Origin of the sequence: Methylobacterium sp. WL12 (assembly GCF_008039475.1) — a bacterium.
GTDB lineage: Bacteria > Pseudomonadota > Alphaproteobacteria > Rhizobiales > Beijerinckiaceae > Methylobacterium > Methylobacterium cerastii.
Genome location: NZ_VRUW01000104.1, coordinates 1 through 13,657, shown reverse-complemented (window position 1 = coordinate 13,657; position 13,657 = coordinate 1). Strand labels below are relative to the sequence as shown.

General features: G+C 69.0%; 14 protein-coding genes and 1 pseudogene. 2 read left to right on the top strand and 13 right to left on the bottom strand.

What is annotated here, in order from left to right; genetic code table 11:
- The 5 genes from FV226_RS24240 to FV226_RS24220 form a co-directional block, all read right to left on the bottom strand.
- The coding region (locus tag FV226_RS24240; RefSeq protein WP_246686237.1) for a GTP-binding protein at nucleotides 1-124 on the bottom strand (124 nt) is incomplete at its 3' end.
- Between the two features lie 94 nt (nucleotides 125-218).
- Nucleotides 219-2,294: an elongation factor G gene (fusA, locus tag FV226_RS24235; RefSeq protein WP_147754335.1), complete on the bottom strand. Its 2,076-nt coding sequence runs from the start codon at nucleotides 2,292-2,294 to the stop codon at nucleotides 219-221.
- A 31-nt stretch (nucleotides 2,295-2,325) separates the two neighbouring features.
- A complete protein-coding gene (rpsG, locus tag FV226_RS24230; protein ID WP_147728202.1) occupies nucleotides 2,326-2,796 on the bottom strand; it encodes a 30S ribosomal protein S7 in 471 nt (156 codons plus the stop codon).
- A gap of 143 nt (nucleotides 2,797-2,939) precedes the next feature.
- Nucleotides 2,940-3,311, bottom strand: a complete 372-nt coding sequence (rpsL, locus tag FV226_RS24225) for a 30S ribosomal protein S12 (protein WP_066927123.1) — start codon at nucleotides 3,309-3,311, stop codon at nucleotides 2,940-2,942.
- Between the two features lie 376 nt (nucleotides 3,312-3,687).
- Complete coding sequence (locus FV226_RS24220; RefSeq protein ID WP_147764918.1) at nucleotides 3,688-4,371, bottom strand: DUF805 domain-containing protein; 684 nt, start codon at nucleotides 4,369-4,371, stop codon at nucleotides 3,688-3,690.
- Nucleotides 4,372-4,589: 218 nt separating this feature from the next.
- Here FV226_RS24220 and FV226_RS24215 point away from each other — a divergent pair, with 218 nt between their 5' ends.
- Nucleotides 4,590-4,991, top strand: a complete 402-nt coding sequence (locus FV226_RS24215; protein WP_147754338.1) for a hypothetical protein — start codon at nucleotides 4,590-4,592, stop codon at nucleotides 4,989-4,991.
- 114 nt (nucleotides 4,992-5,105) lie between these two features.
- Here FV226_RS24215 and recA read toward each other — a convergent pair whose 3' ends face one another.
- The 8 genes from recA to flgB form a co-directional block, all read right to left on the bottom strand.
- Nucleotides 5,106-6,200, bottom strand: coding sequence for a recombinase RecA (gene recA / locus FV226_RS24210; RefSeq protein ID WP_147754337.1), 1,095 nt, complete (start codon nucleotides 6,198-6,200; stop codon nucleotides 5,106-5,108).
- A 136-nt stretch (nucleotides 6,201-6,336) separates the two neighbouring features.
- Nucleotides 6,337-9,027: a response regulator gene (locus tag FV226_RS24205; RefSeq protein WP_147764917.1), complete on the bottom strand. Its 2,691-nt coding sequence runs from the start codon at nucleotides 9,025-9,027 to the stop codon at nucleotides 6,337-6,339.
- 160 nt (nucleotides 9,028-9,187) lie between these two features.
- Nucleotides 9,188-10,255 carry a flagellar biosynthesis protein FlhB gene (gene flhB, locus FV226_RS24200; RefSeq protein ID WP_147764916.1) on the bottom strand — a complete coding sequence of 356 codons (1,068 nt, stop codon included), beginning with the start codon at nucleotides 10,253-10,255 and terminating at the stop codon, nucleotides 9,188-9,190.
- Nucleotides 10,256-10,440: 185 nt separating this feature from the next.
- Complete coding sequence (gene fliR / locus FV226_RS24195) at nucleotides 10,441-11,205, bottom strand: flagellar biosynthetic protein FliR (protein WP_147754438.1); 765 nt, start codon at nucleotides 11,203-11,205, stop codon at nucleotides 10,441-10,443.
- A 38-nt stretch (nucleotides 11,206-11,243) separates the two neighbouring features.
- The gene (gene fliQ, locus FV226_RS24190) at nucleotides 11,244-11,510 is read right to left on the bottom strand and encodes a flagellar biosynthesis protein FliQ (RefSeq protein WP_147728151.1); all 267 of its coding nucleotides are present in this window, start codon (nucleotides 11,508-11,510) and stop codon (nucleotides 11,244-11,246) included.
- A gap of 78 nt (nucleotides 11,511-11,588) precedes the next feature.
- Complete coding sequence (gene fliE, locus FV226_RS24185; RefSeq protein WP_147764915.1) at nucleotides 11,589-11,903, bottom strand: flagellar hook-basal body complex protein FliE; 315 nt, start codon at nucleotides 11,901-11,903, stop codon at nucleotides 11,589-11,591.
- A gap of 13 nt (nucleotides 11,904-11,916) precedes the next feature.
- Nucleotides 11,917-12,324, bottom strand: coding sequence for a flagellar basal body rod protein FlgC (gene flgC / locus FV226_RS24180; protein WP_147754436.1), 408 nt, complete (start codon nucleotides 12,322-12,324; stop codon nucleotides 11,917-11,919).
- Nucleotides 12,325-12,359: 35 nt separating this feature from the next.
- On the bottom strand, nucleotides 12,360-12,764 hold the full coding sequence (gene flgB, locus FV226_RS24175; RefSeq protein WP_147754435.1) for a flagellar basal body rod protein FlgB: 405 nt from the start codon (nucleotides 12,762-12,764) through the stop codon (nucleotides 12,360-12,362).
- Nucleotides 12,765-12,983: 219 nt separating this feature from the next.
- On the opposite strand from flgB, the pseudogene FV226_RS24170 reads away from it, so the two are divergent.
- Nucleotides 12,984-13,657, top strand: a pseudogene (locus FV226_RS24170) (flagellar biosynthetic protein FliO); the annotation flags it as partial.

Sequence of the window (13,657 nt, the reverse complement as noted above, 5' to 3'; positions counted from 1 at the left end):
CCCCGCCGGACTCCGCCAGGACCTTCGTGATCGCCGCCGTCAGCGACGTCTTGCCGTGGTCGACGTGACCGATCGTGCCGATGTTGCAGTGCGGCTTCGTGCGGGCAAACTTCTCTTTGGCCATGGTAGCCTCCGGTTCGGTGAGTGGTGCGCGCCGGGCCTGCGGTCAGGCCGGCGACGCGGATGGGATGTCGAGGATCGGCTTACGCGTACTGGAGCTAGGCGTACTTGGCGATGACCTTGTCGGCTTCGCCGCGCGGCACTTCCTCGTAGTGGTCGAACTGCATCGTGAAGTTGGCGCGGCCCTGCGAGAAGGAGCGCAGCTGGTTCACGTAGCCGAACATGTTGGCGAGCGGCACCATCGCGTTGATGACGTTCGCGTTGCCGCGCATGTCCTGGCCCTGGATCTGGCCGCGGCGGGAGTTGAGGTCGCCGATCACCGAGCCGGTATACTCTTCCGGCGAGACGACCTCGACCTTCATCACCGGCTCGAGCAGCACGGAGCCGCCCTTCTGCAGCGCTTCGCGGAGAGCCGCGCGGGACGCGATCTCGAAGGCCAGCGCCGAGGAGTCGACGTCGTGGTAGGCGCCGTCGATCAGCTCCACCTTGATGTCGACCACCGGGAAGCCGGCGAGGATGCCGGCGCCGAGGACCGAGTTGAGGCCCTTCTCGACGCCCGGGATGTACTCCTTCGGCACCGCGCCGCCGATCACCTTCGAGGCGAACTCGAAGCCCTTGCCGGGCTCGTTCGGCTCGACCACGAACTTCACCCGCGCAAACTGGCCGGTACCACCGGTCTGCTTCTTGTGGGTGTAGTCGATCTCGGTCCGGCGGGTCAGCTTCTCGCGGTACGCCACCTGCGGCTGACCGATGTTCGCGTCGACCTTGTAGGTGCGGCGCAGGATGTCGACCTTGATGTCGAGGTGGAGTTCGCCCATCCCGCGAAGGATGGTCTGGCCCGACTCCTGGTCGGTGGAGACGCGGAAGGAGGGGTCCTCGGCCGCGAGCTTGGCGAGCGCGATGCCGAGCTTCTCCTGGTCCGCCTTCGACTTCGGCTCGACCGCGATCTCGATGACGGGTTCGGGGAACTCCATCTTCTCGAGGATCACGACCTTGACCGGGTCCGACAGCGTGTCGCCGGTGCGGGTGTCCTTGAGGCCGGCCAGGGCGACGATGTCGCCGGCGAAGGCCTCCTTGACGTCCTCACGGTTGTTGGCGTGCATCAGGAGCATGCGGCCGACGCGCTCCTTCTTGTCGCGCGAGGAGTTGAGCACGTTGGCGCCCGACTCGATCTTGCCCGAGTACACGCGGCAGAACGTGATCGTCCCGACATGCGGGTCGTCCATGATCTTGAAGGCGAGCATCGAGAAGGGATCGCTGTCGGTCGGATGACGGACGATCTCTTCCTCGGTCTTGAAGTCGAGGCCCTTGATCTCGCCGCGGTCGGCGGGAGACGGCAGGTAGTCGACGACCGCGTCGAGCAGGGGCTGCACGCCCTTGTTCTTGAACGCCGAGCCGCAGAGCACCGGGTGGAAGGCGCGCAGCTGCACGGCGCGGCGGACGAGCATGCGAAGGGTCTCTTCGCTCGGCTCGACGCCGTCGAGGTAGGCGGTCATCGCCTCGTCGTCGAGTTCGACGCAGGCCTCGATCATCTTGGTGCGATACTCGACCGCCTGATCCTTGAGGTCGGCCGGGATCTCTTCCTCGTCGTAGTTGGCGCCGAGCGCCTCGCCCGACCAGACGATCGCCTTCATCTTGATCAGGTCGATCACACCGCGGAAGGTGCTCTCGGCGCCGATCGGCAGCTGCAGGCAGACCGGCTTGCCCGCGACGCGCGTGATGATGTCGGCGACGCACTTGAAGAAGTCGGCGCCGATCTTGTCCATCTTGTTGACGAACACGACGCGCGGCACGTCGTACTTGTCGGCCTGGCGCCAGACGGTCTCGGTCTGGGGCTCGACGCCCTGGTTGCCGTCGAGCACGCACACCGCGCCGTCGAGCACGCGAAGCGAGCGCTCCACCTCGATGGTGAAGTCGACGTGGCCGGGCGTGTCGATGATGTTCAGGCGCTTCTCGCGCCAGAAGCACGTCGTCGCGGCGGACGTGATCGTGATGCCGCGCTCCTGCTCCTGCTCCATCCAGTCCATGGTGGCGGCGCCCTCATGGACCTCGCCGATCTTATGGGACTTGCCGGTGTAGTAGAGGATCCGCTCGGTGGTCGTGGTCTTGCCGGCATCAATGTGGGCCATGATGCCGAAGTTGCGGTAGTCCTCGATCGCGTGGGTGCGGGGCATCGGGATCTCTCCGAAAGGGGCGTCGGGCCGCTTACCAGCGGTAGTGCGAGAAGGCGCGGTTGGCTTCAGCCATCCGGTGCGTGTCTTCCCGCTTCTTGACGGCGTTGCCGCGATTGTTCGCGGCATCGAGGAATTCGGCCGACAGGCGCTCGACCATGGTGCGGTCGTTGCGGCCGCGGGCGGCCTGGATCAGCCAGCGGATCGCCAGCGCCTGGCGGCGCTCGGTACGGACCTCGACGGGAACCTGGTAGGTCGCGCCGCCGACGCGGCGGGAGCGCACCTCGATCATCGGTGCGACGTTCTCGAGGGCCGCGCGGAACACCTCGATCGGGTTGGCGCGGGCGCGGTTCTCGACGATCTCGAAGGCGCCGTAGACGATCCGCTCGGCGACCGACTTCTTGCCCTCGTACATGATCGAATTCATGAACTTGGTGAGAACGATGTCCCCGTACTTCGGGTCGGGGATGATCTCACGCTTCTCGGCGGAATGGCGACGGGACATGGCGGGTTCTTTCGAACGATAAAGAGTCTAAGCACCCCGCGCAGGCCGCCTTGAGCAACTCCCTTCGGAGCGCCGGCGACATCCTTACGAGGCAGTGGAATGCCGTGATGTCCGCCCAGACCAAACGTCTGGGCGAGTCGTGCTTACTTCGGACGCTTGGCGCCGTACTTGGAGCGGCGCTGCTTGCGGTTCTTGACGCCCTGCGTGTCGAGCACGCCGCGCAGGATGTGGTAGCGCACGCCCGGAAGGTCCTTCACGCGGCCGCCACGGATCATGACGACCGAGTGCTCCTGAAGGTTGTGGCCTTCACCGGGGATGTAGCCGATCACCTCGAAGCCGTTGGTGAGGCGGACCTTGGCGACCTTGCGGAGCGCCGAGTTCGGCTTCTTCGGGGTCGTCGTGTAGACGCGGGTGCAGACGCCGCGCTTCTGCGGGCAGGCGTTGAGCGCCGGCACCTTGTTGCGGCTCCGCTGGATCTTCCGCGGCTGCGCGATCAGCTGGTTGATCGTCGGCATCTGGTGCCCTCTTCCTCCGGATCGCGGCGCTGCGCGATCCCGTGCGACGTAACGTGGCTCCCTGCGGAGCCGCCCACGAATGCCCCCGAAGGGAGATCCGCAAAACGAATATGCGCCAGGGGTCGGTGAGGACCCTTGGCGCGCTGTCGGCAGAGGAGCACCCCTGTTGAGGCAGGCGCGCTCGTACCTACTGATCTGACGAGGACGTCAGGCGATGTGAGCCTTCGACGGTGGTTCGGCGCGTCGTCGACGGTCGGTCGGGCTTGTCGCCCAGCCTCGTCAGCAGCCCCCGGGCCGTTCGAAGTGGCGCGCTTCTAGCCTCCATCGCCGGGTGGGTCAATGGTTTCCGGCCGATAATCTCGCCTCCGACGAGAGGTTAAGGTTTTATGCGGGGCGGCGGCGGGCCGAAGCGATTGTCGCCCGGGTCGCTTTGGCGGATCAGGACGGCGAAGAACAGCCATGCGCCGGCGATCAGGGCGAGGAGGCTGCTGACCACGACGACCGCGACGGCGGCGTCTCCGGCGTTCGACAGTGCCAGGGGAACCGCTGCCAACCCCGCTACGAGCGGAACGATCGGCAGCCAGCTCCACCAGCCGCTGCGGTTCACGTCGTGGCACCTCTTGGTCGCGAGCGCGATGCCGGCCCAGGCTGCGACGAGCGAAGCGATCTGGCCGAAGACCGGGATCCAGCCCAGCAGCAGGTTGACGGCGAACAGGACGAGGAAGCCGTAGAGCCAGTAGTCGCCGAGGGCGACGCGTCCGTTCGGGCTGAGATAGAAGCGCGTCCAGTCCGGCTTGGGTGCGCCGTGGAGCGCCACCGGGTGCGTCGGAGCCTCCGCGAAGGCCGGCACGACGCCGGGAATCAGGTACAGGTCGCGCGCCGTTCCGATCGGCCGGGCCGAATCGCCCGATCCGGGCTCGACCTGGAAGTCGACCGCCTCGCCGGCGCGCGGGGCGGCGCTGCGCAGGTCGGTCAGGCCGTAGGCGTAGCGGCGTCCGTCGTCGCCCGCGACGAGGCCCGGGGCCGAGGCTTCCGCAACCGCCAGAACGCGTCCCCGCATCGCCCCGAAATCCTCGTCTCCGCCCGATGCGGTGCTGTGTTCCCCGTGCGGGGCGGCCCGTCAATCCGGGCGTGGCGTGCCGGATCGGGGCAGGTCGTGCCGGATGCGGGCCGACATCGCTCACGGAAGATTAAAGCGATTGGTCGAATTCTCCGCTTCGTCGGGGCGGCGCGCTGCGCCCCCGGCGGTTCGCGATGTCGACGGTCAGGGTGATGCGTATGGGTAGCGTTTCGAGTGCGGCCGAGAACGTCGTCCCCTTCCGGCGGATCGCCGCCGCGGGCCGGCCTCTGCCGTACGAGGGCGGGGTGCGCGAGGGGCAGGCCCGGCGCCGGTCCGAGCAGCGCGCGCTGATGGATGCGGTCTACGCCACGGGGACGCTCACGGTGGCCGCGGGCGACCGCGAGACCAAGCTCATCGCGTCCCGCCTGCAGGTCTACGGGTTCCTCACCGTGGAGGAGGTCGAGCCGGAGGGCTCGCTGCGCCGCCTGCGTCCCTCCGAGGCGATCCGCGCCCGCGCCGAGCGCCCGTGGCGCCTGTCGAAGCCGGCCTATGCCGGGCTTTCGGTCAGCATCCCGACGGTGGACGATTTTCTGTTCGAGCCGACGGGCTTTTCGGCCTGAGATTTACTCGCCCGGCGCTTTTCGATTCGTTGGCCCTGACACGAAAAAGCGCGCCGCCCTCTCGGGCCGGCGCGCTTCTTCGTTCTGGATGGCTGATTCGAGGCGGTGCGGGACTTAAGCCTCGCCCTCGTCGAGCTCGTCCTCGGTCGGCTTGGCGTTCTCGAGGATCTTCTCGGCGACGAGCCCGGAATTCTGCCGGATCGACGCCTCGATCTTGCCGGCGATCTCGGGGTTGTCGCGCAGGAACCCCTTCGAGTTCTCGCGGCCCTGGCCGAGGCGCTGGCTGTTGTAGGAGAACCAGGCGCCGGACTTCTCGACGATGCCGGCCTTGACGCCGAGGTCGATCAGCTCGCCAACCTTCGACACGCCCTCGCCGAACATGATGTCGAACTCGACCTGCTTGAACGGCGGCGCGACCTTGTTCTTGACGACCTTGACGCGGACCTGGTTGCCGATCGCCTCGTCGCGATCCTTCAGGGTCGAGATGCGGCGGATGTCGAGGCGGACCGAGGCGTAGAACTTCAGCGCGTTGCCGCCGGTGGTCGTCTCCGGGCTGCCGTACATCACGCCGATCTTCATCCGGATCTGGTTGATGAAGATCACCATGCACTTCGAGCGCGAGATCGAGCCGGTGAGCTTGCGCAGGGCCTGGCTCATCAGGCGCGCCTGGAGGCCGGGCTGGCTGTCGCCCATCTCGCCCTCGATCTCGGCGCGGGGCGTCAGCGCCGCCACCGAGTCGACCACGAGCACGTCGATGGCGCCGGAGCGCACCAGCGTGTCGGTGATTTCGAGCGCCTGCTCGCCGGTATCGGGCTGCGAGATCAGCAGGTCGTCGAGCTGGACGCCGAGCTTGCGCGCATAGATCGGATCGAGGGCGTGCTCGGCATCGACGAAGGCGCAGACGCCGCCCGTCTTCTGGGCCTCGGCGATGGTGTGGAGCGCGAGCGTGGTCTTGCCCGAGGATTCCGGCCCGTAGATCTCGATGACGCGGCCCCGCGGCAGGCCGCCGACGCCGAGCGCGATGTCGAGGCCGAGCGAGCCGGTCGAGACGGTCTCGACCTCCGCGATCTTGTCGTTCTTGCCGAGCCGCATGATCGAGCCCTTGCCGAAGGCCCGCTCGATCTGGGACAGCGCGGCGTCGATCGCCTTCGCCTTGTCCTTGTCCACCATGCCGGGGGTTTCCACCACTTTCAGTGCGGCCTGAGCCATCGTTCGGCATCCTTATGCAGGGGTTGGGCGCGCATCTCAATGCGCCGGAACCTGCATTTGATGTACCTGTTTTGTTCTTGTCCAGCAAGGACGAAATCGGCCCACGGGGGAGCCTTTTCCGCGCCTGCCCGCCGCCTTACGGCTCGGCCATCGTCGCCTTCACCGTCTCGACGAGCTGCTTGAGGCTGAAGGGCTTGGGCAGGAAGTTGAAGGTCTCGCCCTCGGGCAGGTTCTTGCGGAACGCGTCCTCGGCGTAGCCCGAGACGAAGATCACCTTGAGGTCCGGCAGGTGCTTGCGAATCTCGCGCAGCAGGGTCGGGCCGTCCATCTCCGGCATCACCACGTCGGAGACGACGAGGTCGATCTGATGGCCGCCCTCGCGCACGATGTGGAGCGCGTCGATGCCGGAGGCGGCCTCGAGCACGGTGTAGCCGCGGGCCGAGAGCGCGCGGCTGTTGACGGCGCGGACCGGATCCTCGTCCTCGACGAGGAGAATCACCCCCTGCCCGGTATGGTCGGCCGAGGGCTTTCGCGGAGGCGTCTTCGGAGCGGGTGCCGCCGGCGGATCGCCGACGAGGACGAAGTTCTCGCCCCCCGGCTGCGCGCCGGCCGCAGAAACGGACGCGTCGGCCGCGGCCGGCGGCAGCGCCGGCGCCGGCTCGGGCAGGGCGGCGGGCTCGTGGCGCGGCAGGTAGATCCGGAAGCTGGTGCCCTCGCCCACCGTCGACTGCACGTCGATGGTGCCGCCGGACTGCTTGACGATGCCGAACACCGTCGAGAGGCCGAGGCCGGTCCCCTTGCCGATCTCCTTGGTGGTGAAGAACGGCTCGAAGATCTTCTCCATCAGGTCGGGCGGGATGCCCTCGCCGGTGTCGAGCACCTCGATCAGGACGTGATCGCCGGCCGGCGCGCCGCCGCGCCCGTCGGGTTTGGCCGCCGCGCCCGGGTCGAGCACGTTGGCGGTGCGGATCAGCAGGCGGCCGCCGCCGGGCATCGCGTCGCGGGCGTTCACCGCGAGATTCACGATCACCTGCTCGAACTGGTTCACGTCGGCCTTCACCGGCCAGATGTCGCGCCCGTGCTTGAGGTCGAGCCCGACGCGCTCGCCGAGCAGGCGCTTCAGCAGCAGCGTCAGCTCCGAGAGCGCCTCGCCGACGTTCATCACCTCCGGCCGCAGCGTCTGCCGGCGCGAGAACGCCAGGAGCTGGCGCACGAGGCCCGCCGCCCGGTTGGCGTTCTGCTTGATCTGCATGATGTCCTGGAAGGCCGGGTCGGTCGGCTTGTGGCTCGCCAGAAGCAGGTCCGAGTAGCCGATGATCGCCTGGAGGACGTTGTTGAAGTCGTGCGCGATGCCGCCGGCGAGCTGCCCGACGGTGTCCATCTTCTGGGTCTGCGCGATCTGCTGCTCGAGCTGGCGCTGGGCCGTGGTGTCCAGGGCGTAGAGGATCAGCGGCTCGCGGTCGGCCTCCTCCTGCCCCTGCCCCGGGGCGCCCTCCCCGCCCGCGGTGCTGAGCCAGACCCGGGCCGAGCGGTTGGCGTTGCCGACCAGCATGACCTCGATCGGCTCGATCTCGGAGAGCCCGCTCGCCGCCTTGGCGAGCGCCGCATCGAGGGCCGGGCGGTCGCGCTCGACCACCGATTCGGCGAAGTTCGGCTCCTCGGCGCCGGCCGCGGACTCGGCCACCGCGTGCCGCGGCAGGGTGCCGAACAGGCGGGCGAACGAGGCGTTGGCCCTGGCGATCCGGCCCGAGCGGTCCAGCGTCGCGATGGCGATCGGCGAGTTGTTGAGGAAGCGCGCGAGCCGCACCTCGGCCGCGCGCTGCGGCTCGTCGCTCTCGGCGCCGGCGGAGCGGTTGATGACGAAGGTGCGCGACGCGCCGGGCTTGCCGTCCTTGCCGAAGGCGACGCGGTGGTAGAGCCGGGCCGGCATCGGGTGGCCGTTGCGGCGGCGGAGATCCAGGTCGAACCGGTCGGTGCGGACCTCGCCCGGGAGCCCGGCGTTCTGGATCAGCGCGTCGGCGGCGGGCGCGATCTCGGAGAGGTGCGGGCCGCCGGGGCCGACCACCGCGAGGTCGTAGCCGAGCCAGGCGGCCAGCGTCGCGTTCATGTAGACGATCGCGCCGGTCGGATCGATCGAGAGGAAGCCGGCGGGCGCGTGGTCGAGGTAGTCGATCGCGTGCTGGAGTTCCTGGAAGACGTTCTCCTGGCGCTCGCGTTCGGCGGTGATGTCGCCCACCGTCCAGAGCGAGGCGGCCCGTCCCGGCCGCGGCAGCGGCCGGACCTGGATGCGGTACCAGGCGAAGTCGCGCCCCCGCGCGCCGCCCGCCGGCGGCGGCGACATCCGCACCTCCTCGGCGTGGCTGCGCCCGTCGCGGGCGGCCTGCGACAGGCGGTAGATCGCCTCCGACACCTCCGGCGAGCCGACGAAGATCCGCTCGACCGGGCGCAGCGTCGAGAAGCTGTCGCCGCCCGCCACGTTCAGGTAGGCCTCGTTGGCGTAGATCAGCCGGCCGCCCTCCTCGACCACGACGGTGGCCTCGGGGGCGGCGTCGACGATCGCCTTGGTGATGTCGTCGCGCCCGCCCTGCCCGCTGAGCTGGATCGCCCCGATCGCCATCGCGAACAGGAAGAACACGCCGGCCATGGCGAGCAGCGCCAGCAGCCAGATGATCAGCGACTGCGCCTGCTCGTTGGCTACGAACGACAGCCCGATCGCCGCCCCGACCAGCAGCCCGGCGAGCACGAGCAGCAATCCGACCCGCCCGGGCCGTTCCGACCGGTCGATCGAGCCCGAAACCGCGGGCGTGGGTCCACTAAGATCCGGCATCGGGCCTTGAATCCACAAACGAAGGACCGGTTATGCCCTCACCCCGCCGATCGGCAAGCGCTGTCTTTCAGGACGCGCCGACTTCCGACGGGGGCCGCCTTCCGGTCGGTCCCGGCTTAGTCTGGCCGAGGAAGGTGGACAAACCGTGCGTTCGGCGCGCTCACGCGGCCCGGCGGCGCAGGCGCATGACGAAGCCGATCACCTCGGCGACCGCCTTGTAGTGCTCGGCCGGGATCGCCTCGTCGATCTCCACGGTGGCGTGGAGCGCACGCGCCAGCGGCGGGTTCTCCAGCACCGGAACGTCGTGCGACTTGGCGAGCTCGCGGATGCGGAAGGCCAGGGAGTCGACGCCCTTGGCGACGACGACCGGCGCGCCCATCCCGGCCTCGTAGCGCAGGGCCACCGCGTAGTGGGTCGGGTTGGTGATGACCACCGTGGCAGTCGGCACCGCCGCCATCATCCGCTTCTTCACCCGCTGCATGCGGATCTGCTTCATCCGCCCCTTCACCTCGGGGTTGCCGTCGGATTCCTTCATCTCCTGCTTCATCTCCTCCTTGGACATGCGCAGGCGCTGGCGCCAGCGGTAGCGCTGGTACAGGGCGTCGGCCATCGTGATCGCTAGGTGGATGGCGAGCACGCCGCCGAGCAGCTTGATGCTGATGCCGAGGATCGCCGTGAGGCAGGCGGCTGGGTCGAGGCGGGCGAACACCTCGAGGCGGTCGCGGTCGCGCCACAGCAGGGTCCCGACCACGACGCCGACCACCGCCATCTTGGCGAGGCCCTTCACGAACTGGAACAGCGCCTCCATCCCGAGGATGCGCTTGACGCCGGCCATCGGCGAGATCCGCTCGAACTTCGGCCCGAGCGTCTCGGTGGTGAAGACCAGCGGGTGCTGCAGCAGGCCGGCGGCCAGACCCGCCACCGCCACGAGCCCGGCCGGCACCGCGAGCGCCTGCAGCCAGATCGTCAGGGTACGGCCCGCGATGCCCACCATGGCGTGCGGGTCGTCGGGCACCGCGTGGGCGTTCATCAGGAAGCCGCGCATCTCGGCGACGAGCCCGCGGGCGATGCTCGGCCCCGCGATCACCAGCGCCAGGGTGAAGGCCGCCAGGATCGCGAAGGTGTTTATCTCGGTGCTGGTCGCGACGTTGCCCTGCTCGATCGCCTGGTCGAGGCGCCGCTGGGTCGGTTCTTCGGTCTTGTCTTCCTGCTCGGTGCCCTCGGACATGGCTCAGCCGCTCCCGAGACGGACCAGGATATGTCCACGTTCGGCGCCGACCTGCCCCCTCTCCCATGGGGAGAGGGCTGGGGTGAGGGTCGTGACCTCGCCGGAAAACTCACGCCCCTCATCCTGTCCTTCTCCCCCTGGGAGAAGGGACCTGCGCCTCGACCACGCGATGGTCCGACACCGGCTCACCGTCCGGCGAATTCCAGCAGGTAGCGGCCGAGGTCGTCCAGGAACACGGTCATCATCACGCCGAGCGAGCCGAACAGGATCAGCATGCCGATCAGCACCGAGGCCGGCACCGCGACGAAGAACACCTGCAGCTGCGGCATCAGCCGCGACAGCACCCCGAGGCCGAGGTTGAACAGGATGCCGAAGGCGATGAACGGCGAGGCGATCTGCACGCCGAGGGTGAAGCCGCGGCCGATCGCCTTGAGCGCCAGGGTCGCCGCGTCGCCGAAGGCCGGCACCGCCTGCGGCGGCAGCACCGCGTAGCTCCGCCCGATCGCGTCGAGCGCCACGTGGTGCAGGTCGGCCGCCAGGATCAGCGTGATGCCGAGAAGCGAGAGGAAGTTGCCGAGCGCCGGCTGCTGGCCACCCTGCGACGGGTCGACGGTCATGGCGTAGGACAGGCCGACCTGCTGCGAGATGATCAGGCCCGCGGTCTGGAGCGCGGCGAGGATCATCCGCACGGTCAGCCCGATCACCAGCCCGACCAGCGTCTCCGAGAACAGCAGGCCGATCAGCCGTGGCGTGCCGATCGCGTCGGAGCCCACCGCCAGCAGCGGCCGCACCATGGGGAACAGCAGCAGCGAGACCAGCAGGGCGAAGGACAGCCGGATGCGCGGCGAGACCGATTGCTCGCCGACGCCCGGCATCAGCATGATCAGCGTACCGACCCGGGCGAAGGTCAGCAGGTAGGCCGCCGCGATCCCGGGCAGGAGCAGGTTCATGCGCCGTCATAGCAGCCGGCCGCCCGCTTCGTCTCTTCTCACTGTCCGGCGGCGATGCGCGCGGCGATGCGGGTCATGTAGCCGGCGAGCGCGTCGCCCATGAACGGCAGCATCAGCAGCAAGGCCGCGAACACCGAGACGATCTTGGGCACGTAGATCAGGGTCTGCTCCTGGATCTGCGTCAGCGCCTGGACCAGCGAGACCACGAGCCCGACGGCCAGCGCCACCAGCATCAGCGGGCCGGCGACCTTGAGGAAGACGAAGATGCCGTCGCGCGCGACGTCGAGGATGGCGAGTCCGGTCATGGGTCTGGATGCTTGCTCGAACCGTTGGGGGATGTGACGCCTCGGCCCGCCCCGGGAACGGGGCTGGGCCTGGTCCGGCTAGATCTGCATCCGCATGATCTCCTCGTAGGCCGAGATCATCCGGTCGCGCACGGCGACCATGGTCTGCAGCGCGGTCTCGCTCTCGGCCACCGCCGTGACCACGTCGACCACGTTGGCCTTGCCGGCGGCCACCGCCATGCCCTGGGCGTCGGCCTTGCGGCCGGCGTCGCCGACGCCGTCGAGCGCCCGGCCCAGGAGCTGGGTGAAGTCGCCGCCCGCCCCTTGCGTCGGCTGGATCTTCGGCGCGCCCTTTAAGGCGCCGACGTTCTGGACGGCGGCGTAGGCGCCCGCCGCGAAGTTGCTGCTGGCCATGGTGGTCTTCCGCCTACTTCAGGATCTCGAGGGTGCGGGAGATCATCCGGCGCGCGGTGGTGACCATGTTGAGGTTCGCCTCGTAGGAGCGCTGGGCCTCGCGCATGTCCATGTTCTCGATCAGCCCGTTGACGTTGGGCATGCGCACCTCGCCCTTGGCGTCGGCTGCCGGGTTGCCGGGATCGTACTTGGTCCGGAAGGCAGTCATGTCGCGGCGCACGCGGCCCGCCTCGACGAGGTTCGCGCCGGTCTCGCGGTCGACGTGGCTCCTGAAGGTCGGGATCTTGCGCCGGTAGGGCTCGCCGTTGGCGCTCTGGGGCGCGGAATCCGCGTTGGCGATGTTCTCGGCGATGATCCGCATCCGGCCGGACTGCGCCTTGAGGCCGGCGGCGGCGATCGTGAGCGACTTGTTGAAATCCATGGCTCAGTCCCTTCCGATCACGTCTGTTCCGCCGGTCATTTCTTGCCGATGGCGATCTTCAGGACGTCGAGGCTCTTCTGGTACATCGACGCGGCGAGCTGGTAGTCCGACTGGTTGTCGCCGGACTTCATCATCTCGTCCTCGAGGTTGACCCCGTTGCCGCTCGGGCGGATCTCGAATTCCGTCACGCGGCGCGGGTCGGCGCCGACGCCCGCGTCGCCCGAGGCGGCGATGTGGCCGGCATTGGTCAGCGTCATCCCGCTGCCCGTCGAGGCCGCGAGGCCCGTGGCGCGGTCGAAGCTCGGCTGCGCGAGGTCGCGCGGGCGAAAGCCCGGCATGTCGGCGTTGGCGACGTTCTCGGCGAGCAGCTTCTGGCGCGCCTGATGCCACTGCATCTTGGTGCGGAGCATTCCGAGCAGCGGCATGTCGGTGACGGCCACGGTGGGGCTCCGGATTGCGCGGCGGCCCTGTCTCCGGCCGCCCGGCAAAATCTGCCGCCCTCATGGTTAACGTCGGGTTAAGCTTTTGGCCGCGGCACGCGGAGCGAAGCTGTTAACGAAGACTTAACGATGATTGCCCGGCGGGGGGGCGCCCGTGATACTGACGGGGTGGTTTTGCGTAGGGCCGTCCCGGACCCGTGAAGAACGAGAGTAGTGTCCGTGCAATGGTTGCAGTCCGTGTTCGGGTCTGACGGCTCTCCGGTCGTGCAGTACGTCGCCATCTTCGCCGTGATCTTCGCGGTGCTGACGGTGATCGTGCTGGTGGTGCGGCGCCTCGGCGGCGGCGGCCTCGCCGACGCGAAGCGCGGCGGCCAGCGCGGGCGCCAGCCGCGGCTGGGCATCGTCGACGTGTACGAGCTCGACCGGCAGCGCCAGCTGATCCTGCTGCGGCGCGACAACGTCGAGCACCTGCTGCTCGTCGGCGGCCCGAACGACGTGGTGATCGAGCGCCACATCCAGCGCGGGCAGCAGCGCGACCCGGCCCTGCGCCCCGAGGCGATGGCCGAGCCCCTCGCGGCGCCCTTCGCCGAAACCCTGGCCGAGGCGGGGCCCGACCCGTTTTCCGGTCTCGAGACGCAGGCCCAGGCCGCGTTCCGGCCCGACTTCTCCATGCCGATCGTGCTCGCCCCGACCGTGTCCGGCCCGGGCGGGGCGCTCGCGTCCGCCGCGTCGCTCGCGGTTCCGCCGCTGGACGCCGCGCTTCTGGACGATTCCGAGCTGCGCCCGGACCGCGTCTCCGAACCGCGCGCCTCCGAGGCGATCGTCACCGGTCCCCGCCCGGACGCGCCGGCCCGCCGTCCGATGCGCCGGACCGCGCCGCCGCTGATCAACCC